The sequence below is a fragment of the Streptomyces shaanxiensis genome (genome assembly GCF_039537145.1).
GTDB lineage: Bacteria > Actinomycetota > Actinomycetes > Streptomycetales > Streptomycetaceae > Streptomyces > Streptomyces shaanxiensis.
This window is the reverse complement of sequence record NZ_BAAAZY010000021.1, coordinates 1-21521: the sequence shown is the minus strand read 5'-3', so window position 1 is coordinate 21521 and position 21521 is coordinate 1. Positions and strand designations below refer to the sequence as shown.

At 71.7% G+C, this 21521-nt stretch carries 19 protein-coding genes and 1 pseudogene; 12 read left to right on the top strand and 8 right to left on the bottom strand.

Annotation, left to right across the window (positions count from 1 at the left end):
- Nucleotides 1–162: 162 nt before the first annotated feature.
- Nucleotides 163–2421, bottom strand: coding sequence for an SF1B family DNA helicase RecD2 (recD2, locus tag ABD932_RS32270; protein WP_345018163.1), 2259 nt, complete (start codon nucleotides 2419–2421; stop codon nucleotides 163–165).
- A gap of 65 nt (nucleotides 2422–2486) precedes the next feature.
- On the bottom strand, nucleotides 2487–2852 hold the full coding sequence (locus ABD932_RS32265; protein WP_345018161.1) for a cupin domain-containing protein: 366 nt from the start codon (nucleotides 2850–2852) through the stop codon (nucleotides 2487–2489).
- Between the two features lie 237 nt (nucleotides 2853–3089).
- On the opposite strand from ABD932_RS32265, the gene ABD932_RS32260 reads away from it, so the two are divergent.
- The 6 genes from ABD932_RS32260 to ABD932_RS32235 all read left to right on the top strand — a co-directional run bounded on the left by ABD932_RS32260 (nucleotide 3090) and on the right by ABD932_RS32235 (nucleotide 9641).
- Nucleotides 3090–4118, top strand: a complete 1029-nt coding sequence (locus ABD932_RS32260; RefSeq protein WP_345018159.1) for a LacI family DNA-binding transcriptional regulator — start codon at nucleotides 3090–3092, stop codon at nucleotides 4116–4118.
- Entirely contained in the window at nucleotides 4115–5635 is a 1521-nt protein-coding gene (locus ABD932_RS32255; protein ID WP_345018157.1) for a sugar ABC transporter ATP-binding protein, read from the top strand. The genes ABD932_RS32260 and ABD932_RS32255 overlap by 4 nt, the downstream gene beginning before the upstream one ends.
- Entirely contained in the window at nucleotides 5625–7574 is a 1950-nt protein-coding gene (locus ABD932_RS32250) for an ABC transporter permease/substrate-binding protein (RefSeq protein WP_345018155.1), read from the top strand. The genes ABD932_RS32255 and ABD932_RS32250 overlap by 11 nt, the downstream gene beginning before the upstream one ends.
- A 102-nt stretch (nucleotides 7575–7676) precedes the next feature.
- A complete protein-coding gene (locus ABD932_RS32245; RefSeq protein WP_345018153.1) occupies nucleotides 7677–8579 on the top strand; it encodes a ribokinase in 903 nt (300 codons plus the stop codon).
- On the top strand, nucleotides 8576–8965 hold the full coding sequence (gene rbsD / locus ABD932_RS32240) for a D-ribose pyranase (RefSeq protein ID WP_345018151.1): 390 nt from the start codon (nucleotides 8576–8578) through the stop codon (nucleotides 8963–8965). The genes ABD932_RS32245 and rbsD overlap by 4 nt, the downstream gene beginning before the upstream one ends.
- A gap of 289 nt (nucleotides 8966–9254) precedes the next feature.
- The gene (locus ABD932_RS32235) at nucleotides 9255–9641 is read left to right on the top strand and encodes a DUF937 domain-containing protein (RefSeq protein WP_345018149.1); all 387 of its coding nucleotides are present in this window, start codon (nucleotides 9255–9257) and stop codon (nucleotides 9639–9641) included.
- Nucleotides 9642–9788: 147 nt separating this feature from the next.
- On the opposite strand, the gene ABD932_RS32230 is transcribed toward ABD932_RS32235, so the two are convergent.
- Genes ABD932_RS32230 through ABD932_RS32220 form a run of 3 tightly spaced genes read right to left on the bottom strand, consistent with a single transcriptional unit; the run spans nucleotide 9789 to nucleotide 12942 of the window.
- Entirely contained in the window at nucleotides 9789–10589 is an 801-nt protein-coding gene (locus tag ABD932_RS32230; RefSeq protein ID WP_345018340.1) for a sugar phosphate isomerase/epimerase family protein, read from the bottom strand.
- A gap of 44 nt (nucleotides 10590–10633) precedes the next feature.
- On the bottom strand, nucleotides 10634–11788 hold the full coding sequence (locus tag ABD932_RS32225; protein WP_345018147.1) for a dihydrodipicolinate synthase family protein: 1155 nt from the start codon (nucleotides 11786–11788) through the stop codon (nucleotides 10634–10636).
- Nucleotides 11785–12942: a Gfo/Idh/MocA family protein gene (locus ABD932_RS32220; RefSeq protein ID WP_345018145.1), complete on the bottom strand. Its 1158-nt coding sequence runs from the start codon at nucleotides 12940–12942 to the stop codon at nucleotides 11785–11787. Before ABD932_RS32220 ends, ABD932_RS32225 begins: the two co-directional genes overlap by 4 nt.
- 342 nt (nucleotides 12943–13284) lie before the next feature.
- On the opposite strand from ABD932_RS32220, the gene ABD932_RS32215 reads away from it, so the two are divergent.
- The 6 genes and pseudogenes from ABD932_RS32215 (at nucleotide 13285) to ABD932_RS32195 (ending at nucleotide 18931) form a co-directional block, all read left to right on the top strand.
- On the top strand, nucleotides 13285–14331 hold the full coding sequence (locus ABD932_RS32215) for a LacI family DNA-binding transcriptional regulator (protein WP_345018143.1): 1047 nt from the start codon (nucleotides 13285–13287) through the stop codon (nucleotides 14329–14331).
- Between the two features lie 314 nt (nucleotides 14332–14645).
- Nucleotides 14646–14708 (top strand): annotated as a pseudogene (locus tag ABD932_RS44090) (GNAT family N-acetyltransferase); the annotation flags it as partial.
- Between the two features lie 194 nt (nucleotides 14709–14902).
- On the top strand, nucleotides 14903–15502 hold the full coding sequence (locus ABD932_RS32210; RefSeq protein ID WP_345018141.1) for a dihydrofolate reductase family protein: 600 nt from the start codon (nucleotides 14903–14905) through the stop codon (nucleotides 15500–15502).
- A 99-nt stretch (nucleotides 15503–15601) separates the two neighbouring features.
- Nucleotides 15602–16534 (top strand): bifunctional helix-turn-helix transcriptional regulator/GNAT family N-acetyltransferase, encoded by a 933-nt coding sequence (locus ABD932_RS32205; protein WP_345018139.1) that lies wholly within the window; start codon nucleotides 15602–15604, stop codon nucleotides 16532–16534.
- Nucleotides 16535–16661: 127 nt separating this feature from the next.
- Nucleotides 16662–17462 carry a sugar phosphate isomerase/epimerase family protein gene (locus ABD932_RS32200; protein WP_345018137.1) on the top strand — a complete coding sequence of 267 codons (801 nt, stop codon included), beginning with the start codon at nucleotides 16662–16664 and terminating at the stop codon, nucleotides 17460–17462.
- A 230-nt stretch (nucleotides 17463–17692) separates the two neighbouring features.
- Nucleotides 17693–18931, top strand: coding sequence for an MFS transporter (locus ABD932_RS32195; protein WP_345018135.1), 1239 nt, complete (start codon nucleotides 17693–17695; stop codon nucleotides 18929–18931).
- Here the strand turns inward: ABD932_RS32195 and ABD932_RS32190 are convergent.
- From ABD932_RS32190 to aroA, 3 genes are all read right to left on the bottom strand, one after another.
- Nucleotides 18912–19493 (bottom strand): RBBP9/YdeN family alpha/beta hydrolase, encoded by a 582-nt coding sequence (locus tag ABD932_RS32190; protein ID WP_345018131.1) that lies wholly within the window; start codon nucleotides 19491–19493, stop codon nucleotides 18912–18914. The two genes, ABD932_RS32195 and ABD932_RS32190, sit on opposite strands and share 20 nt — an antisense overlap.
- A 69-nt stretch (nucleotides 19494–19562) precedes the next feature.
- The gene (locus ABD932_RS32185; RefSeq protein WP_345018128.1) at nucleotides 19563–19991 is read right to left on the bottom strand and encodes a hypothetical protein; all 429 of its coding nucleotides are present in this window, start codon (nucleotides 19989–19991) and stop codon (nucleotides 19563–19565) included.
- A 13-nt stretch (nucleotides 19992–20004) separates the two neighbouring features.
- Nucleotides 20005–21243, bottom strand: a complete 1239-nt coding sequence (gene aroA, locus ABD932_RS32180; protein ID WP_345018124.1) for a 3-phosphoshikimate 1-carboxyvinyltransferase — start codon at nucleotides 21241–21243, stop codon at nucleotides 20005–20007.
- Nucleotides 21244–21521: the final 278 nt, after the last annotated feature.

Sequence of the window (21521 nt, the reverse complement as noted above, 5' to 3'; positions counted from 1 at the left end):
CCTATTGGCGGCACTCAGTGCCGCCAACCTGCCATCCTGCCCCCTGTTTTCCCCATCTGGAAGTGGTCTGTGACCTTCACGACTCGTTTGATCGATCATTTTTTTCGATGCCTCACGAATCGCCAGGTCAGGACGGGGTCGGCCGGCGGACCTGAAACGGAGTCAGGAGCCCGCGAGCCGGAAGTCGAGCGCCGTGCAGCGCCGCCCTGCCGACACCGTGCGCACCGCCTGACCGATCGCCTTGCGTGACCCCACGAGAACGACCAGTTGCTTGGCCCGGGTCACGGCGGTGTACAGGAGGTTCCGCTGGAGCATCATCCATGCTCCTGTGGTGACGGGGATCACCACTGCGGGATATTCACTTCCCTGTGAACGGTGAATGGTCACCGCGTACGCATGCGCGAGTTCATCCAGTTCGTCGAATTCGTACGGAACCTCCTCGTCCTCGTCCGTCAGCACCGTGAGGCGCTGGTCGACCGGGTCGAGCGAGGTCACCACGCCCACGGTGCCGTTGAAGACACCGTTCTCCCCCTTCTCGTAATTGTTGCGAATCTGGGTGACCTTGTCGCCGACACGGAAGACCCGGCCGCCGAAGCGCTTCTCCGCGAGATCGGGGCGTCCCGGCGTGATGGCCTGCTGCAGCAGACCGTTCAGCGTGCCCGCGCCGGCGGGGCCGCGGTGCATGGGGGCCAGCACCTGGACGTCCCGGCGCGGATCGAGGCCGAACTTGGCCGGAATACGACGGGCCGCCACGTCCACCGTGAGCCGTCCGGCCTCCTCCGTGTCGTCCTCGACGAAGAGGAAGAAGTCCTTCATGCCGTCGGTGACGGGGTGCTGCCCGGCGTTGATCCGGTGCGCGTTGGTCACCACGCCCGACTGCTGGGCCTGACGGAAGACGCGCGTGAGGCGCACGGCCGGGATGGGGCTGCCGTCGGCGAGCAGGTCCCTGAGGACCTCCCCCGCCCCCACGCTGGGCAACTGGTCGACGTCGCCCACGAAGAGCAGATGGGCGCCCGGCGGTACGGCCTTGACCAGCTTGTTGGCCAGCAGCAGATCCAGCATGGACGCCTCGTCGACCACGACCAGGTCGGCCTGGAGCGGGCGGTCCTTGTCGTAGGCCGCGTCGCCGCCGGGCTTGAGCTCCAGCAGGCGGTGGACCGTGGAGGCCTCCGCTCCGGTGAGCTCGGCGAGGCGCTTGGCGGCGCGGCCGGTGGGGGCGGCGAGCACGACCCTGGCCTTCTTGGCGCGGGCCAACTCCACGATCGAGCGCACGGTGAAGGACTTGCCGCAGCCGGGGCCGCCGGTGAGGACGGCGACCTTCTCCGTCAGTGCCAGCTTCACGGCGGCCTCCTGCTCGGAGGCGAGGTCGGCGCCGGTGCGGCCCTTCAGCCAGCCCAGCGCCTTGTCCCAGGCCACGTCACGGAAGCCCGGCATGCGGTCCTCGTCGGTGCGCAGCAGGCGCAACAGCTGGGCGGAGAGGGAGAGTTCGGCCCGGTGGAAGGGGACGAGGTAGACGGCGGTGACGGGATCGCCCGAACCGCCGTCGGGACCGGGGACCTTCTCCCGTACGACACCGGGGTCGCCGCCGTCCTCGGGGACCTGGGCCAGCTCCGCGAGGCACTCGATGACGAGGCCGGTGTCGACCTGGAGGAGCTTGACCGCGTCCGCGATCAGCCGTTCCTCGGGGAGATAGCAGTTGCCCTGGTCGGTGGCCTGCGACAGCGCGTACTGCAAGCCCGCCTTGACCCGCTCCGGGCTGTCGTGCGGGATGCCGACGGACTGGGCGATCTTGTCGGCGGTGAGGAAGCCGATGCCCCAGACGTCGGCGGCCAGCCGGTAGGGCTGGTTCTTCACGACGGAGATCGAGGCGTCGCCGTACTTCTTGTAGATGCGCACGGCGATGGACGTGGACACCTCCACCGTCTGGAGGAAGAGCATGACCTCCTTGATCGCCTTCTGCTCCTCCCAGGCGTCGGCGATCTTCTTGGTGCGCTTGGGGCCGAGGCCGGGGACCTCGATGAGCCGTTTGGGCTCCTCCTCGATGATCTTCAGGGTGTCCATCCCGAAGTGCTGGGTGATGCGGTCGGCGAAGACCGGGCCGATGCCCTTGACCAGGCCGGAGCCGAGGTAGCGGCGGATGCCCTGGACGGTGGCCGGGAGGACGGTCGTGTAGTTCTCGACGAGAAATTGCTTTCCGTACTGGGGGTGGGAGCCCCAACGGCCCTCCATACGCAGCGACTCGCCGGCCTGGGCGCCGAGCAGCGCGCCGACGACCGTGAGCAGGTCGCCCCCGCCGCGCCCGGTGTCGACACGGGCGACCGTGTAGCCGTTCTCCTCGTTGGCGTACGTGATCCGCTCCAGCACGCCTTCGAGCACGGCGAGCCGCCGTTCGCCCGTGGAAGTCCCCGCCTGATTGGACATGATCCGACGGTACCGGCCGGGTCCGACAACGCGGGCTGCCTGTGCACACCCGGCGGCCGTCGGCCTCACCCCGCCTGTGACGTCACGTGGTCGATGACCTTCTGGAAGTCCTCGGTCGGCGAGAACTCCACCAACTCGCAGTCCTCCAGGGCCACGGGGACATGACCGGGCGCCCAGTAGTACGCCTGCCCCGCCTCGTAGTGCTCCTCGCCCTCGGCCGTGAGCATCCGCAGCCGCCCCTTCAGCAGGTAGCCCCAGTGCGGGCACTGGCAGGCGTCGCCGTCGAGGCCCTTGAGGGCGGGGCCCATGTCCGTGCCCTCCGGCAGGCGGATGTAGCCGACGGACATGCCGCCGCCCATGGGCTTGGTGCGCACCTCCACGCCGTCGCCTGCCAGGGCGACGGGTACCTCGTCGCGGGTCGCTGCCGTCATGACTCCTCCGCTCCGGCCCACGAGGGCCTGCGAGAACGCCCCCTGTTCCTCCAGGTTGGACCGCCCCGGAGTGCGCCGCGACATCACGATCCGGTTTCGGGATGTGGTTGAGGGCTTGATTAACCCCCGTGTAATCGATTCCAATCCTCCGTACACGTCGATGTAATCGATTCCAAGCGCGATCCGCGACCGATCCGCATCGACTCCACGAACGATCCACAAGGAGGTGGAGCGGCGATGGCGAGCATCAAGGACGTCGCTGCCGAGGCGGGGGTCTCCGTCGCCACGGTCTCGCGCGTCCTGAACGACCATCCGTCGGTCAGCGCCGAGGCACGCACGCGCGTGCTGGCGGCCGTCGAGACCCTGGGCTACCGCCCGAACGCCGTCGCCCGCTCCCTGCGCACCGACCAGACCCACACCCTCGGCCTGGTCATCAGCGACGTGCTCAACCCCTACTTCACCGAGCTGGCCCGCTCCGTCGAGGAGGAGGCCCGCGCGCTCGGCTACAGCGTCATCATCGGCAACGCCGACGAGCGGCCCGACCTCCAGGACCACCACGTACGGAACCTGCTGGACCGCCGTATCGACGGCCTGCTCGTCTCCCCCACCGACGGCGGCTCGCCGCTGATGCTGGACGCCGTGCGGGCGGGGACGCCGATGGTCTTCGTGGACCGGTGGATCCCGGGCGTGGACGTGCCGGTGGTGCGGGCGGACGGGCAGGCCGCCGTACGGGATCTCGTGGCGCATCTGCACGGGCTGGGGCATCGCAGGCTCGCCATCATCGCGGGCCCCGCGGCGACCACCACCGGACGCGAGCGCGTCGAGGCCTTCCGGGAGGCGCTCGCCGCGTACGGTCTCGAACTCCCCGACGCCTACATAGGCCAGGGCGACTTCCAGGCCGAGAGCGGGCGGCGCGTCACCGAGGGCTTCCTCGACCTGCCCGAGCCGCCCGAGGTCGTGTTCGCGGCCGACAACCTGATGGCGCTCGGCGCGCTGGACGCCGTACGCGCGCGTGGGCTGCGCGTACCGGACGACATCGCGCTCGCCGCGTTCGACGACATCCGGTGGTTCGTGCACACCGATCCGCCGATCACCGCCATCGCCCAGCCGACCGGCGACCTGGGCCGGGCCGCCGTACGCGCCCTGGTCGACCGCATCGAGGGACGGCCCGGCGAGTCCGTCACCCTCCCCGCCCGTCTCGTCGTACGCCGCTCCTGCGGCGAGGACCCCGCCGAGACCCCCGTAACGAACAGGAGCCAGTCGTGAGCAACGCGGACGAGTTGCTGCGCATCGAGGGCATCAGGAAGGCCTTCCCGGGCGTGGTCGCGCTGGACGGCGTCGACTTCGATCTGCGCCGGGGCGAGGTGCATGTGCTGCTCGGTGAGAACGGCGCGGGCAAGAGCACCCTCATCAAGATGCTCTCCGGCGCCTACACGCCCGACGCCGGGCGGATCCTGGTCGGCGGCGAGGAGACGCGCATCCACGGTGCGCAGGACTCCGAGCGCCTCGGGATCGCCACCATCTACCAGGAGTTCAACCTCGTACCCGACCTCACGGTCGCCGAGAACATCTTCCTGGGCCGCCAACCGCGCCGCTTCGGGATGATCGACCGGAAGAGGATGGAGGCCGACGCCGAGGTCCTCCTCGCGCGCGTGGGCGTGAACGTGTCGCCACGCGCGCGTGTGCGTGAACTCGGCATCGCGCGCCTGCAGATGGTCGAGATCGCCAAGGCGCTGAGCCTGAACGCGCGCGTGCTGATCATGGACGAGCCGACCGCCGTGCTCACCTCCGAGGAGGTCGAGAAGCTCTTCTCGATCGTGCGCAAGCTGCGCGAGGACGGCGTCGGGATCGTCTTCATCACGCATCACCTGGAGGAGATCGCCGCCCTGGGCGACCGGGTGACGGTCATCCGGGACGGCAGGAGCGTCGGGCAGGTCCCGGCCGCCACGCCCGAGGACGAGCTCGTACGGCTCATGGTGGGGCGCTCCATCGAGCAGCAGTACCCGCGTGAACGGGCCGAGGCGGGAGCCGCGTTGCTCTCCGTGGAGGGGCTCACCCGCGACGGCGTCTTCCATGACGTCGCCTTCCAGGTGCACGCCGGCGAGGTCGTCGGTATCGCCGGGCTCGTGGGCGCCGGCCGTACCGAGGTCGTGCGGGCGGTCTTCGGGGCCGATCCGTACGACAAGGGCGCCGTGAAGGTCTCCGGGACGGCCCTGAAGGGCCATGACGTGGGCGCCGCCATGGCGGCCGGCATCGGGCTGATCCCCGAGGACCGCAAGGGCCAGGGGCTGGTCCTCGACGCGTCCGTCGAGGAGAACCTCGGCCTGGTGACCATGCGGTCCGCGACCCGCGGCGGGCTCGTCGATCTCAAGGGGCAGCGGGAGGCCGCCGCCCGGATCGCCGAGCAGCTCGGCGTGCGGATGGCCGGACTCGGCCAGCACGTACGGACGTTGTCCGGCGGCAACCAGCAGAAAGTCGTCATCGGCAAGTGGCTGCTGGCCGACACCAAGGTGCTGATCCTCGACGAGCCGACGCGCGGGATCGACGTCGGCGCCAAGGTCGAGATCTACCAGCTCATCAACGAACTGACGGCAGCCGGTGCCGCCGTCCTCATGATCTCCAGCGACCTGCCCGAGGTCCTCGGCATGAGCGACCGGGTCCTGGTCATGGCCCAGGGCCGGATCGCGGGCGAACTCCCCGCCGACGAGGCCACCCAGGACGCCGTGATGGCGCTCGCCGTCAGCAACCCCACCACTGAGAAGGAGGCCCCCCGTGGCCGCTGACACGCTCAAGAGCACGACGGGCGCGAGTGGCGCCTCGGGGCTTCGCCGCCTCCTGCTCGACAACGGCGCGCTCACCGCGCTGATCGTCCTCGTCATCGCGATGTCGGCGCTGTCCGGCGACTTCATGACGACGGACAACCTGCTCAACGTCGGCGTCCAGGCGGCCGTGACCGCCATCCTCGCCTTCGGTGTGACCTTCGTGATCGTCTCGGCGGGCATCGACCTGTCGGTCGGCTCGGTCGCCGCCCTGTCGGCCACCGTCCTCGCCTGGAGCGCGACGTCGGAGGGCGTCCCGGTCTTCCTCGCCGTGCTCCTGGCCATCGCGACCGGCATAGCGTGCGGCCTGGTCAACGGCTTCCTGGTGTCGTACGGCAAACTCCCGCCGTTCATCGCGACGCTGGCCATGCTGTCGGTGGCCCGCGGCCTGTCCCTGGTGATCTCGCAGGGCTCCCCCATCGCGTTCCCCGACTCGGTCTCGCACCTCGGCGACACGCTCGGCGGCTGGCTGCCGGTGCCGGTGCTCGTGATGGTCGGCATGGGGCTGATCACGGCGTTCGTGCTGGGACGGACGTACATCGGCCGCTCGATGTACGCGATCGGCGGCAACGAGGAGGCGGCCCGCCTCTCCGGGCTGCGGGTGAAGAAGCAGAAGCTCGCCATCTACGCCTTCTCCGGTCTGTTCGCCGCCGCCGCGGGCATCGTGCTCGCCGCCCGGCTCTCCTCCGCGCAGCCGCAGGCCGCGCAGGGCTACGAGCTCGACGCCATCGCGGCGGTCGTCATCGGCGGCGCCTCGCTGGCCGGCGGCACGGGCAAGGCGTCCGGCACGCTGATCGGCGCGCTGATCCTGGCGGTGCTGCGCAACGGGCTGAACCTCCTTTCCGTGTCCGCCTTCTGGCAGCAGGTGGTCATCGGTGTCGTGATCGCGCTCGCCGTGCTCCTCGACACCGTGCGCCGCAAGGCCGGGGCGACCCCGGTGGCCGCGGGCACGTCCCAGGGCGGCAAGGGCAAGCAGGCGGCGACGTATCTGCTCGCGGCCGTGGTCGCGGCGGCGGTCGTCGGGGCCACGTCCCTCCTGCACAGCGGCTCCTCGGAGGCGAAGAGCCAGAAGATCGGCCTCTCCCTGTCGACCCTGAACAACCCGTTCTTCGTGTCGATCCGGGCCGGGGCGCAGGAGGAGGCGAAGAAGCTGGGCGTCGACCTGACGGTCACGGACGCGCAGAACGACGCCTCGCAGCAGGCCAACCAGCTGCAGAACTTCACAAGTGAGGGCCTCGGCACGATCATCGTCAACCCGGTGGACTCCGACGCGGTGACGCCGGCGGCGAAGGGCGTGAACAAGTCGGACATCCCGCTCGTCGCCGTCGACCGGGCGGTCAACAACGCCACCACCGCCGCGCTCGTCGCCTCCGACAACGTCACCGGCGGCAAGCTCGCCGCCGAGGCGCTCGCCGAGAAGCTGGGCGGCAAGGGCACGATCGTGATCCTCCAGGGCCAGGCCGGCACCTCCGCCAGCCGTGAACGCGGCGCCGGCTTCGCCGAGGGCCTGAAGGCCTACCCGGGCATCAAGGTCGTCGCCAAGCAGCCCGCCGACTGGGACCGCACCAAGGGCCTGGACGTCATGACCAACCTGCTGCAGGCCAACCCGGACATCGACGGCGTCTTCGCCGAGAACGACGAGATGGCACTCGGCGCGATCAAGGCGCTCGGCTCCAAGGCCGGCACGTCCGTCCAGGTCATCGGCTTCGACGGAACCGCGGACGGCCTGAAAGCCGTCAAGGCGGGCACTCTGTTCGCGTCGGTGGCGCAGCAGCCGACGGAGCTCGGCAGGATCGCCGTGCAGAACGCGGTGAAGGCCGCGCAGGGCGACAAGGTCGAGAAGTCGGTGATGGTGCCGGTGAAGGTGGTCACGAAGGAGAACGTGGCCGGATTCACGGGCTGAGACGGACAGACCGTCGGGCGGGCGGGTCCAATGGGGATCCGCCCGCCGTACTCGTTGCGGAGACCAGGCGTCACTACGGGGACCAATCAGGGGAGCAACCTCATGTATGACTACGACCTCCTGGTCGTAGGGTCGGCCAACGCCGACCTGGTGATCGGTGTCGAGCGCCGGCCGGGGGCCGGGGAGACCGTGCTCGGCTCCGACCTGGCCGTCCACCCGGGCGGCAAAGGCGCGAACCAGGCGGTCGCGGCCGCCCGGCTCGGCGCCCGTACGGCGCTGCTGGCCCGGGTCGGCGACGACGGCCACGGCCGGTTGCTGCTCGACTCTCAGCGGGCGGCCGGCGTGGACACCGTGGGCGTCCTGGTCGGCGGTGCGCCGACCGGCGTCGCGCTGATCACGGTGGATCCGTCCGGGGACAACAGCATCGTGGTCTCGCCCGGGGCCAACGGCAGGCTCACTCCGCAGGACGTACGGGCCGCCGCGAGCCTCTTCCAGGCGTCCCGGGTGGTGTCGGCCCAGCTGGAGATCCCGCTGGAGACGGTCGTGGAGGCCGTACGCAGCCTGGCGGACGGCAGCCGCTTCGTCCTCAACCCGTCCCCGCCCCGGCCGCTGCCGAGCGAGGTGCTGGCGGCCTGCGACCCGCTGATCGTGAACGAGCACGAGGCGAAGGTCATCCTCGGCGACTCCGCGGTGGGCGAGACGCCGGAGGACTGGGCGCGGATCCTGCTGGCCAAGGGGCCCCGCTCGGTGGTGGTGACCCTGGGCGCGAAGGGCGCGCTGGTGGCCTCCGCGGAGGGCGTGACGCGGGTGCCGTCCGTGAAGGTGGACGCGGTGGACACGACGGGCGCGGGCGACGCGTTCGCGGCCGCGCTGGCCTGGAAGCTGGGGGCGGGCTCGTCCCTGGCCGAGGCGGCGGCGTACGCGGCCCGGGTCGGGGCGGCGGCGGTCACGAAGGAGGGCGCGCAGGAGTCCTTCCCGACCGCGGCGGAGGTCGAGGCCCGGTGAAGAAGGCCGGAATCCTGAACCGTCACCTCTCCGGCGCGCTGGCCGAGCTGGGCCACGGCGACGGGGTGCTCGTATGCGACGTGGGCATGCCGATACCCGACGGCCCCCGAGTCGTGGATCTGGCCTTCCGGGCCGGGGTGCCGTCGTTCGCCGTGGTGCTGGACGGCCTGCTGGCCGAACTGGTCGTGGAGGGCGCGACGGCGGCGAAGGAGATGCGCGATGCCAACCCGGCGGCGGCCGCGCTGCTGGACGGGGAGTTTCCCGAGCTGGAGCTGGTCACGCACGAGCGGCTGAAGGAGCTGTCGGCCGGGGCGCGGCTGGTCGTGCGGACCGGTGAGGCACGGCCGTACGCGAATGTGCTGTTGCGCTGCGGCGTCTTCTTCTGAGGGCCGACTGCGTCCGATGAGGGCCGACCGCAGCTGAGGACCCGGGCCTCCGGGACGCCTCGCCGGCCGCGGGAAAGCTTCGAGGGGCCCGGTCCGTCGACCGAGCCCCTCGGGTTTTCCCCTCCCGTCAGGACCCCCGCGATCCCCCCAGATCCCCCTCCAGAAGTCCTGATGCCAAGTACGACCCGCGAAGTGGGCGGAGGGTTGCACGGTGTCCGCGAAATTTTTTCCGCGTCCCCCGGCACCCTCTCGGCGTGCCGACGATTCGGGGCGGACGTAGCGTTTAGGCATGTCCGAGGTAGACGAAAACCCCCTCACGTCACTCCAGGACGACGTGCTCGCAGAGCTCGGCGACGATCGGATCTGGGACATCGCGGGGCTGCTGGGCACGGACGAGGCGGGCGCCCGGCAGATGGTCGGTACGACGGTGACGGCACTGTCCGGCGAGGCCGACACGGTCGCGACACCGCACGAGGCCCCGCTCACGGGCGTGGCCACGCTGGGGGGCTTCGCGACCGGTGGCCTGATGGCCGGGGTGCTGGCCGAGGAGGCCGAGTCGGTGGCCCACGCGGTGGCCCGGCGGACGGGTCTGGCGCCGGAGGCGGTGTCACGGGTGGTGCAGATGGTGATTCCGGTGGAGCTGGCGGTGCTCACGAAACGGGCGGCGAGGAGATAGGCGGTGCCCTTCTTCACCTGGAGCGTGACCGTGCTGCCGTCCTTGAGGGGCCTGTGGCCTGTGTAGAGGGAACTCTCACCAACTCGTTCCTGGCATGAAACTGCCCCGCACGGACGAGAACGCCGATGCGGGGCAGATCGCACGAGGTCACCGGATGACGTGCTCCACGAACCGAGACGCCGTCTCCGCGAGCACCTCGCGCCCGTCCCGGGCCCACAGCCCGTCGTTGAACAGCTCGACCTCGATGGCGCCGGTGTAGCCCGCCGCCTCCACGTACCCCTTCCACTCCCGCATGTCGATCGCCCCGTCCCCGATCTGACCGCGCCCGGTGAGCACGCCCTCGGGCAGCGGGGTGGTCCAGTCGGCGAGCTGGAAGGTGTGGATACGGCCGCCCGCCCCCGCCCGGGCGATCTGCTCCGGCGCCGTGTCGTCCCACCAGATGTGGTACGTGTCCACCGTGACGCCGACCTGCTGGGCCGGGAAGCGTTCCGCGAGGTCGAGAGCCTGGGCCAGGGTCGACACCACGCACCGGTCGGAGGCGTACATCGGGTGCAGCGGCTCGATGGCGAGCTTGACGCCGCGTTCCTCGGCGTACGGGCCCAGCTCGCCCAGCGCGTCGGCGATCCGCTCCCGCGCGCCGTGCAGATCCCTGGAGCCGGCGGGCAGGCCGCCGGAGACCAGCACCAGTACGTCCGTGCCCAGCGTCGCCGCCTCGTCGACGGCCCGGCGGTTGTCCTCCAGCGCCTTCGCCCGCTCGTCCGGGTCGATCGCGGTGAAGAAGCCGCCGCGGCAGAGGGTGGTGACCGTCAGGCCGGCGTCGCGGACCAGCTTGGCCGTCGCCTCCAGGCCGTACGACTGGACGGGTTCGCGCCACAGGCCGACGTTGCCGATGCCCAGCCGGCCGCACTCCTCGGCCAGCTCCGGCATCGACAGCTGCTTGACGGTCATCTGGTTGATGGAGAAACGGGCGAGATCGGCGGGATCCGTGGCGCTCACTGGGCGACTCCGTACAGCGACAGCAGGTTCTTCATCCGCTCCTCGGCCAGCTTCGGGTCCGGGAACAGACCCAGTCCGTCGGCGAGCTCGTAGGCACGGGCGAAGTGCGGGAGGGAGCGGGCCGACTGCAGGCCGCCGACCATGGTGAAGTGCGACTGGTGGCCGGCCAGCCAGGCCAGGAAGACCACGCCCGTCTTGTAGAAGCGGGTGGGGGTCTGGAAGAGGTGGCGGGACAGTTCGACCGTGGGGTCGAGGAGTTCGCGGAAGCCGGGCACGTTCCCCGTGTCCAGCACCCGCACCGCCTGAGCCGCCAGCGGCCCCAGCGGGTCGAAGATGCCGAGCAGGGCGTGGCTGAAACCCTTCTCGTCGCCGGCGATCAGCTCGGGGTAGTTGAAGTCGTCGCCCGTGTAGCAGCGCACGCCCTGCGGGAGGCGGCGGCGGATGTCGATCTCCCGCTGGGCCTCCAGCAGCGACACCTTGATGCCGTCCACCTTGTCCGGGTGCGCGGCGATGACCTCCAGGAAGGTGTCCGTGGCCGCGTCCAGGTCGGACGAACCCCAGTAGCCCTCCAGCGCCGGGTCGAACATCGGGCCCAGCCAGTGCAGGACCACCGGCTCTGAGGCCTGGCGCAGGAGGTGGCCGTAGACCTCCAGATAGTCCTCGGGACCGGAGGCGGCGGCCGCGAGGGCGCGGGAGGCCATCAGGATCGCCCGCGCGCCGGACTCCTCGACGAGCGCGAGCTGCTCCTCGTACGCCGCCCGGACCTCGTCCAGGGACGCCGGGCCGGTGAGCTGGTCGGTGCCGACACCGCAGGCGATCAGCCCGCCGACCGACTTGGCCTCGGCGGCACTGCGCCGGATCAGCTCGGCCGCACCGGCCCAGTCCAGGCCCATCCCGCGCTGGGCGGTGTCCATCGCCTCGGCGACGCCGAGCCCGTGGGACCACAGGTGGCGGCGGAAGGCGAGGGTGGCGTCCCAGTCGACGGCGGCGGGCGAGTCGGGGGTGGCGTCGGCGTAGGGGTCGGCGACGACGTGCGCCGCGGAGAAGACCGTACGCGAGCTGAAGGGCGCGCCCGGCGTGAGGGCGAGGGGTTCCGGGCGGGGCTCGTACGCCCTCAACCCACCCTTGAAGTCAGGCAGTTGGATGGTCACAGCGAGATCTCCGGCACGTCGAGACGGCGACCCTCGGCCGAGGACTTCAGGCCCAGCTCGGCGAGCTGGACGCCGCGGGCGCCGGCGAGGAGGTCCCAGTGGTAGGGGGCGTCGGCGTAGACGTGCTTGAGGAACAGCTCCCACTGGGCCTTGAAGCCGTTGTCGAAGTCGGCGTTGTCCGGGACCTCCTGCCACTGGTCGCGGAAGGAGTAGGTGGCCGGGATGTCCGGGTTCCAGACCGGCTTGGGGGTGAGGGAGCGGTGCTGGACGCGGCAGTTGCGCAGACCGGCGACCGCGGACCCTTCCGTGCCGTCGACCTGGAACTCCACCAGCTCGTCGCGGTTGACGCGCACGGCCCAGCTGGAGTTGATCTGGGCGATGGCACCGCCGTCGAGCTCGAAGATGCCGTAGGCGGCGTCGTCGGCGGTGGCGTCGTAGGGCTTGTCGTTCTCGTCCCAGCGCTGCGGGATGTGGGTGGTGGCGATGGCCTGGACGGACTTCACCCGGCCGAACAGCTCGTGCAGGACGTACTCCCAGTGCGGGAACATGTCGACGACGATGCCGCCGCCGTCCTCGGCGCGGTAGTTCCAGGACGGGCGCTGCGCGGTCTGCCAGTCGCCCTCGAAGACCCAGTAGCCGAACTCGCCGCGGATGGAGAGGATCCGGCCGAAGAAGCCGCCGTCGATGAGCCGCTTGAGCTTGAGCAGGCCGGGGAGGAAGAGCTTGTCCTGGACGACGCCGTGCTTGATGCCTGCGTCGGCGGCCAGGCGCGCGAGCTCCAGGGCGCCCTCCAGCCCCGTCGCGGTCGGCTTCTCGGTGTAGATGTGCTTGCCGGCGGCGATCGCCTTCTTGATCGCCTCCTCGCGGGCGGAGGTGACCTGGGCGTCGAAGTAGATCTCGACGGTGGGGTCGGCGAGGACCGCGTCGACGTCGGTCGAGATGTTCTCCGGGTCCAGGCCGTGCTGCTCGGCGAGCGCCTTCAGCGCGTGCTCACGGCGACCGACCAGGATCGGCTCCGGCCACAGCACGGTGCCGTCGCCGAGGTCGAGTCCGCCCTGCTCGCGGATGGCCAGGATGGAGCGGACCAGGTGCTGGCGGTAGCCCATGCGCCCCGTCACACCGTTCATGGCGATACGCACCGTCTTGCGTGTCACGTCGTTCCCTTCGTACGCGGGGTAGGCGCCGCGTACGCCCTGTCTTTCAACTGGCGAGCGTCACAGCAAGCGCTTTCTATGTCATTAGAAGCTAGCCTCTGAGCAGCGGTCTGGACAAGACCGTGACCAGCCTGAGTTGTTCGAGGGGACGAACAACGGGTCCAGTTGGCCGTATGGTCTGCTCGGCACACACGGAACCGTGGACGTGGGCGGCCTGTCTACGTGGGCGTAAGCCTGCCTGCGAGTACGTGGGCTTAGGCCTGCCAGTGAGTACGGGGGCGCAAGCCCGCCTGTGAGCGCGTACGAGGTGTACGACGAGATGCACGACCGGAGGACGACGAGATGACGGTGACCCTGGCGGACGTGGCGGCCCGCGCCCAGGTCTCCCCCGCGACGGTGTCGCGCGTGCTGAACGGGAACTACCCCGTGGCCGCCACCACCCGTGAGCGGGTGCTACGGGCGGTGGACGAGCTGGACTACGTGCTGAACGGGCCGGCGAGCGCACTGGCCGCGGCCACGTCCGACCTGGTCGGCATCCTGGTCAACGACATCGCCGACCCCTTCTTCGGGATCATGGCGAGCGCGATCCAGTCGGAGATCGGCGGGCCGGGCGGACGCGCGGGCGGTGAGCGGCTGGCGGTGGTCTGCAACACGGGCGGCTCGCCGGAGCGGGAGCTGACCTACCTGACCCTGCTGCAGCGGCAGCGGGCCGCGGCGGTCGTCCTGACCGGCGGCGCCGTGGAGGACGCACCCCACGCGGCGGCCGTGGCCTCCAAGCTGCGCAAGCTGGCGGACGCCGGGACGAAGGTGGTGCTGTGCGGTCGGCCGCCGGCGCCGGACACGGGTGCGATCGCGCTGACCTTCGACAACCGCGGGGGCGGCCGTGAGCTGACCGAACACCTCATCGGGCTCGGGCACCGGCGGCTGGGCTACATCGCGGGCCCGGAGGAGCGGACCACCACCCGGCACCGCCTGGAGGGCCACCGGGCCGCGCTGGAGGCGCACGGGATCTCGGAAGACCCGCGATGGACGGTGTACGGCCGCTATGACCGCCAGTCCGGCTACGAGGCGACCCTGGAGCTGCTGCGCCGGGACCCGTCCCTGACTGCCGTGGTCGCGGCGAACGACTCCGTCGCCCTCGGCGCGTGCGCGGCACTGCGCGACTCCGGGCTGCGCATCCCGGACGACGTGTCGGTGGCGGGCTTCGACGACCTGCCGTTCAGCATCGACGCGGTGCCTTCGCTCACGACGGTGAGGCTGCCGTTGGCGGAGGCCGGGGCGCGGGCCGGGCGGATCGCGATGGGGCGGGAGGATGCGCCGCCCGGGGGGATCGCGACGATTCGGGGGGAGTTGATGGTTCGGGGGTCTTCTGGGGGGCCTCGGGGGTAGGTCGGGGTTCGGGCCGGGCTGGGTGCGGTCGGTCTTCGGGGCTCGGTGTGGTCGGCCTTCGGGGCTGGGTGCGGCCGGCCTTCGCGGCTGGTGTCCGTCGGAGGTCGCAGGTCGCCAACCGCTCGGGAGGGCGGCCGGTCCTGTTTCAGCAGAGGATGGACACCATCCGGCAGGTCGTTTCCGCGAGTTGGCGGTCGGGGGCCATTGCCGCGTGAGGGGGATGACCGGGATTTCTCCGGCTTCAGGCGACATGCTGGAGCCGGTCAGGCAACACTTCCGGGACCCTTCGTACGACTTCAACATGCCGTCCACGAGTGGAGATCGGCTGGCGGCTCGCCCGCTCGGCCTGGGGTCACGGCTACGCCACCGAGGCCGCGGCGCGAGGAGCTGACGGCAGAGGACCTCGATCGCAAAGGTCGCGAACCTCACGAAGGCCCCCGCCCCCAGCCCTCAGCCCCCAGCCCCTGCCGAATCCCTCGTTCCGAACGTAGGACTCTCCCACCGATGAGTTCCGGGCCCCGCCCCGGTCTCCCCTGCGTCCTCACCCGAGCGAGAAACAGGAGCACCTCCCATGCGCATCGTCATCACCGAGTTCATCAGCCTCGACGGCGTCGTGCAGGCGCCCGGCGGCCCCCAGGAGGACACCGACGGCGGCTTCGCGCACGGTGGCTGGTCGCATCCGTACTTCGACGAGGAGGTCCTCGGCGGCGCGTTCGACGCGGGGATGCGCAATGCCGAGGCGCTGCTGTTCGGGCGCCGTACCTGGCAGACCATGGCCGGGGCGTGGCCGGAGCGGGCCGGGGACCCCTTTGCCGACCGGATGAACTCGATCAAGAAGTACGTCGTCTCCAGCACCCTCACCGACGCCGACCTGACCTGGGAGAACACCAGCCTCATCCCCGGTTCCGAAGCCGTCGCCCGGATCCGCGAGCTGCGTGCGGCCGAGGGTGGCGACCTGGCGATGATGGGCAGCCCCACCCTCGTACGGACCCTCATCCAGGAGGGCCTGGTCGACGAGCTCCAGCTCATCGTGATGCCAGTGCTGCTCGGCGGCGGCAAGTCGGTCTTCCCGGCCGACGGTGGGAAGCGGCCGTTCGAGCTGGTGTCCACGACCGCCGCGAAGACGGGCGCCCAGGTGTGCGTCTACCGGCCGGCCGCCGCGGAGGGGTAGCCGAGGGGTAGCCGTAAAGGCGCGGGCGTCCTAGGCTCGACATGGCGATATCTCTGACTGAGTCAAACATCTGAGTCAAGCATCCGGGGATCGACGACCATGACCGTCCATGACATCCGCGCCTTCAACCGCTTCTACACGAACGTCATCGGCGCCCTCGACTACAGCCGCCACCTCTACGCCCCGTACACCCTCACCGAGTCCCGCGTCCTGTACGAGCTCGCGCACTCCCCGCGTACGGACGCGGCCGATCTGCGGGCCGAGCTCTCGCTGGACGCGGGGTATCTGAGCCGGATCCTGAACAAGTTCGAGCAGGACGGGCTCATCGAGCGCACGCCCTCCCGGCACGACCCGCGCCGCCGTCGCGTCACGCTCACCGCGCGCGGCCGGGAGACCGGCAAGCTGCTGGAGGAGCGGGCCAACGAATCGGTCGGCTCGCTGCTGTCGACCGTGCCGGCGGACGAACGGCCGCGCCTCGCCGAGGCGCTGACGACCGTACGCACCATCCTGTCCCACGGTCGGCCGCCCCTGCGCGAGGACGTCCTGCTGCGCGAGCCCGGCCCCGGCGACCTCGGCTGGATCGTGCAGCGCAACGCCGCGCTGTACGCCGCCGAGTACGGCTTCAACGCCGACTACGAGGGGCTGGTGGCGAGGATCGTCGCGGACTTCGCGGAGGATCACGATCCGCATCTGGAGCGGGTGTGGATCGCCGAGCTGGACGGGCGGCCGGTGGGCTGCGTGATGTGCGTACGGGACGAGGCCCCGGCGACCGCACGGCTGCGGCTGTTGCTGGTCGAGCCCGACGCGCGCGGCCTCGGCATCGGCGACCGGCTCGTCGCCGCCGTCGTCGACTTCGCCCGCGGGGTCGGCTACCGCGAACTCGTCCTGTGGACCAACGACGTCCTGGCCGCCGCCCGCCGCGTCTACCAGCGCCACGGCTTCGTCCTCGTCACCGAGAAACCCCACCGCTCCTTCGGCAAGGACCTGAACGGGCAGGACTGGCGCCTGGACCTGCACGGCACGTCGGAGTGAGGCGCCGGGGCGGCCCGGGGGGGGCGCTCCGGGCAAGCCCAGGGCCCGCTCGGGCCCGCTCGGGCCTGCTCGGCCGACCGCCCCCGCCGGATGGGCGTCCCCCGGTTTCCCTGGCAAGGTGGGTTGCATGAAACTGGCGTTCTCCACCCTTGGTGTCCCCGGTCTCCCCCTCCCCGAGGTGCTGCGCCTGGCGTCGGCGCACGGGTATCACGGCGTCGAGCTGCGCACGCACCCGGAGGAACCGGTGCATCTGGGGCTCGGCCCCGCCGAACGGGCCGACGTGGCGGCCGAGTTCAAGACCGCCGGCGTCGAGCTGCTGGGCCTGGCCGGGTACGCCCGGGTCGCCGCGCCCGGTGACGACGGGCCCGTGATCGAGGAGGTCCGCAGGCTCGTCGACCTCGCCCACGACCTCGGCGCCCCCTTCGTCCGCGTCTTCCCCGGCGCCGACCCCGAGCAGAGCCGGCAGTCGGCGGACGCGATCGCCGCGCGGCGGCTGGGTACGGCCGCGGAGTACGCCGCCGACATGGGCGTACGGATCCTGCTGGAGACCCACGACTCGCACCGCACCGCAGCCGACTCGATCCGCGTCCTGGGCCTGGTCGGCCACCGCCACGTCGGCTCGCTGTGGGACGTCATGCACACCTGGCTGGGCGGCGAGCAGCCCTCGGAGAGCTACGCGGCCCTCGCCCCGTACCTCGGCTACGTCCAGCTCAAGGACATCGCCTCCGCCGACGACACGACCCCGCTCCCGCTCGGCGCCGGAGTACTGCCCATCGCCGAGTGCGTGGAGGTCCTCTCCCGCCACGGCTGGGACGGCTGGCTGTGCTGGGAGTACGAGAAGCGGTGGTACGAGGACGCCGCCCCGCTGCCCGAACTGCTCGACGCGGGCCGCGACCACCTGGCACGGCTGCTGAACGAGTCGGCCTAGGCGCCCACGCCCACGCCGACGGCAGAGGCGCCGAGCCCGCTGCGCCGTCAGGGGACGGCCACGAGTTCCACCTCGAACCCGTGGAAGGCGAGGTGGTTCAGGCCGGGCGCGCACCGGTCGTGGCGGGCGGCGGTGACCGCCGGCGACCGTAATTCGCTGGTCCCGCGTAGGGCCCGCCGTATAACGTCCCCCCTCGTGCCCGAACCCACCCCCCGCCCCGTCATGCCCTCATGAGCCTCGCCCGTACGTTCATCGACGTACGGCCGCTGCGCGCCTCCCCCGTTTTCCGGCGGCTGCTGATCGGGCGGACGGTGTCCGTGCTGGGTGGCTTCATGACCATGGTGACCGTCATGTACCAGGTCTGGGAGATGACGCACAGCGCGGTCTGGAGTGGTGCGGTCGGGGTGGCGCAGGTGGTGCCCATGGTGGGGGTGGGGCTCTTCGCCGGGGCTTGGGTGGACCGGGGGGACCGGCGGCGGATCTTTCTGATCGCCACCGTGGGGCAGGCGGTGTGCGCGCTGCTGCTCGCGGTGCAGGGCTTCACCGGCGGCATGCCGGTGGCCGGGATCCTCGCGCTGGTGGCTGCCGGGGCCTGTTTCGGTGCGGTCGGCGCGCCGGCGGCGGGCGTGTTCGTGCCGCGGCTGCTGCCGAAGGAGCAGGTGGCGGCGGGGCTGGCCCTCAACCAGGTCACCGGCCAGGCGATGATGCTGCTCGGTCCGGCGCTGGGCGGGCTGTTCCTCGGCTGGTTCGGTATCGGCGTCTGCTATCTGCTGGACGCCCTGAGCTTCGGCCTCGCCTTCTACGGCGCCTTCGGCCTGCCCGCGCTGCCGCCCGAGGGCGAGCCGTCGCGGGCCGGGCTGCACGGCGTCCTGGACGGCCTGCGCTTCCTGGCCGGCCACCGCGTGGTGCGCGGCGCGCTCATCACCGACCTCGCCGCCACGGTCCTCGCCATGCCGGCCAGCCTCTTCCCACTGGTCAACGCGGAACGCTTCGGCGGCAACCCGCGCACCCTCGGCCTGTTCGTCTCCGCCCTCGCGGTGGGCGGCGTCACGGCGACGGCCCTGTCGGGTTCGGTCACCCGGCTGGGCCGCCCCGGCCTGGTGATGCTGGGCGCGTCGGGCACGTGGGGCGTGGCACTGGCGCTGTTCGGCCTGACGACCGACCCGTGGGCCGGGCTCGGGCTGCTGGCGGTGGCGGGTGCCGCCGATGCCCTGGCGGTCGTCTCGCGCACCACGATCGTCCAGACCCGTACTCCCGACGCCCTGCTGGGCCGGGTGACGGCCGCCGAGCAGATCGTCGGCCAGGGCGGCCCGCACCTCGGCAATCTGCGCGGCGGCCTGGTCGCCGGCTGGTCCTCCGGCGCGACCGCCCTGGTCACGGGCGGGCTGCTGTGCGTACTGGCGGTGGCCTACGTGGGCGCCGCTACGCCGGAGCTGCGGGACGGGAAGGTCACTCCGGACGAGCCATGATCGGCGTGGTGGGGTCGAGGCACCAGCCCAGCACGGCGGGCCACGGCCCGTACCCGGCATCCAGGTCGAGATGGGCGGCGCCCGGGAGGATGTCGGTCGGGAGGGCGAGCGGGGCGCCATAGACGGTGTCGGCGCCCTCCTCGCAGTACGGGTCGTCGTCGCCCGCGACCAGGCGGGTGGGGCCGGGAAGGGTGAACTCCAGGGGCGGCGGGGCGAATCGGGCGACCTCCGGGTGCCGGGCGAGTACGGCGCCGGACGGTGGGGCCACGAGCAGTACCCGGTCCACGGCGTCGAGCCCGGGCATCCCGCGTGCGACGGCGTGCAGCCACAGCACGGCGGACAGGCTGTGCGCGACCACGACCCGTTCCGCCCCCGCGTCGAGCTCGCCGAGGTGCCGTGCCAACTCCTCCAGCCAGACCTCCGGTTCGGGGTCGTCGGGATCGGGGAGCTGCGGATAGACGACCTGGTGGCCGATGCCGGCGAGACGGTCGGCGAGCCAGTGCTGCCAGTGGTCCTCGGGGCGGTGGTTCTGCCAGCCGTGGAGGATGAGGTAGGCGGTCATGGCGTCGATGGTCGCCGATCCCTGCCGTGGCGAGCCAATGCGCCGACGTCCACTGGGCCGGGGGGCGGGCTACGGCGCCCGCGACAGGGGCGCCGGGAGCGGAGCAGCGGTTGGGCGTGCGGAAGAGCAGCAGTTCGGCCTCGGCGGTGACGCCGTGCCCTGGACGGACCGGGTCGGCCAGGTGAAACCGACCTCGACGGCGTCGAGTCGGTCGCCGGAGCACCGGCAGCGCGGCGCCCACTGGGAGGTGGCACCGACCGCGCGGCCCGAGGCGACGGAGACCTGCGCGTACGGCACCGGCCGGCCCGTCGCCGCGCGGGCGGGCTGCGCGTCGATGCAGTCGCCGACCTCACGAGCCCCTGGCACGCAGGTGACCGCGTGGCTCCCGCGGCCCTCCTCCTCCGCCGCCACCGACGGATCGGCGGCGTGCAGGCGCCCCAGCCGCTCCAGCCGCACCAACACGCCCTCCAGGCCCGGCTCCCGCAGCCTGCAGCTCACCCGCCGGCCCCCGTCACAACCGCGCCCGCAGCGCCCCGAACTCCTCGTGAAAACCCGGAAAGGTCTTCCGTACGCACCCAGGGTCGTCGAACGAGATACCCGGTACCCGCAGCCCGGTCACCGCGAAGGACATGACGATGCGGTGGTCGCCGTACGACTTGATCTCCGCGCCGACGGGACCACCAGCGGGACCCGGCTGGATCTCGATCCAGTCCGGGCCGGTGGCCACCTCCACCCCCAGCCGCCGCAGATTCTCCGCGCACGCCTCCAGCCGGTCGCACTCCTTCACCCGCGTGTTCGCCACGTCCTCGATCCGCACCGGCCCGGAGGCGAACGGCGCGACGGCCGCGAGGGTCGGCATGGTGTCGGAGATGTCCCGCATGTTGACGGTGACGCCCCGCAGTTCGCCGCTCCCCCGGACCGTGGTCGACTCCGCGCCCACCGACACCTCGGCGCCCATCCGGCGCAGTACGTCGACGAAGCCCAGGTCGCCCTGGAGCGCCCCCTCGCCCAGCCCCGGGACCGTCACCTCGCCGCCGGTGACGGCGGCCGCCGCGAAGAAGTAGCTCGCGGTCGACGCGTCGGGCTCGACCGCGTACGTCGTGGCGCCGTAGCCGCCGGGCGGGACGACGAAGACGTCGCCCTCGCACCGCACCTCCACCCCGAAGGCCCGCATCATCGCGATCGTGATCTCGACGTACGGCACCGAGACCAGGTCGGTCACCGTGATCCGCAGGCCCGTTCGGGTCAGCGGCCCGAGCAGCAGCAGCGCCGTCAGGTACTGCGACGACTGACCCGCGTCCAGCGTCACCTCCCCGCCCTCGACGCCGGCCGCCGCGACCGTCAGCGGATGGTGGCCCTCCTGCTCCTCGTGCCGCAGGTCCACGCCGAGGTCGCGCAGGGCGCGGGTCAGCGGGAGCAGGGGGCGGCGGCGCATCTGGGGCGAGGCGTCGAAGCGGTACGTGCCGTGGCCGGCCGCGGCCAGCGTCGGCAGGAAGCGGGCCGTGGTCGCGCCGTCGCGGCAGTAGACGTCCGCCTCGGCGACCGCGGGGCCCTGCGGGCGGCCGTCGACCTGCCAGGTGTCCGGGGTCCGGCCGACCCGGTACCCGAGCCGGGCCAGCCCCTCGGCGAAGCCCTCCGTGTCGTCGGAGCGCAGCGGCCGTACGAGGGTGGTGACACCGTCGGCCGCCGCCGCCAGGAAGAGGGCGCGGGCGGTGATGGACTTGGAACCGGGGATGTCGACAACGGGCATGCCGACATGATCGCCCGCGCAGCGGCTCCGTCGCCGGTACGTCCACGGGATGGACCCACCCCGGCCAGCCGCCGCGCCGGTTCGGCGCCCTCACCGATGCCCACCCGCCACCGGGCCGACGCCCTGCCCGATGCCGGTGCGGCGCCCTGCCCGATGCCCGTCCGATGCCCTGCCCGCCGCCCGTTCAGCGCCCCGCCCGATGCCCGCACGACACCCCCACCACCCCTCCGATATCCCCGCCCACCGCCCTCTCGACGCTCCCCCCACCGCCCGCCGAC

Bases quoted from the DNA above. Each gene is read 5' to 3' on its own strand.
- recD2 (WP_345018163.1), bottom strand. From the start codon at position 2,421: ATGTCCAATCAGGCGGGGACTTCCACGGGCGAACGGCGGCTCGCCGTG.
- ABD932_RS32265 (WP_345018161.1), bottom strand. From the start codon at position 2,852: ATGACGGCAGCGACCCGCGACGAGGTACCCGTCGCCCTGGCAGGCGAC.
- ABD932_RS32260 (WP_345018159.1), top strand. From the start codon at position 3,090: ATGGCGAGCATCAAGGACGTCGCTGCCGAGGCGGGGGTCTCCGTCGCC.
- ABD932_RS32245 (WP_345018153.1), top strand. From the start codon at position 7,677: ATGTATGACTACGACCTCCTGGTCGTAGGGTCGGCCAACGCCGACCTG.
- ABD932_RS32235 (WP_345018149.1), top strand. From the start codon at position 9,255: ATGTCCGAGGTAGACGAAAACCCCCTCACGTCACTCCAGGACGACGTG.
- ABD932_RS32230 (WP_345018340.1), bottom strand. From the start codon at position 10,589: ATGACCGTCAAGCAGCTGTCGATGCCGGAGCTGGCCGAGGAGTGCGGC.
- ABD932_RS32215 (WP_345018143.1), top strand. From the start codon at position 13,285: ATGACGGTGACCCTGGCGGACGTGGCGGCCCGCGCCCAGGTCTCCCCC.
- ABD932_RS32210 (WP_345018141.1), top strand. From the start codon at position 14,903: ATGCGCATCGTCATCACCGAGTTCATCAGCCTCGACGGCGTCGTGCAG.
- ABD932_RS32205 (WP_345018139.1), top strand. From the start codon at position 15,602: ATGACCGTCCATGACATCCGCGCCTTCAACCGCTTCTACACGAACGTC.
- ABD932_RS32200 (WP_345018137.1), top strand. From the start codon at position 16,662: ATGAAACTGGCGTTCTCCACCCTTGGTGTCCCCGGTCTCCCCCTCCCC.
- ABD932_RS32195 (WP_345018135.1), top strand. From the start codon at position 17,693: ATGAGCCTCGCCCGTACGTTCATCGACGTACGGCCGCTGCGCGCCTCC.
- ABD932_RS32190 (WP_345018131.1), bottom strand. From the start codon at position 19,493: ATGACCGCCTACCTCATCCTCCACGGCTGGCAGAACCACCGCCCCGAG.
- aroA (WP_345018124.1), bottom strand. From the start codon at position 21,243: ATGCCCGTTGTCGACATCCCCGGTTCCAAGTCCATCACCGCCCGCGCC.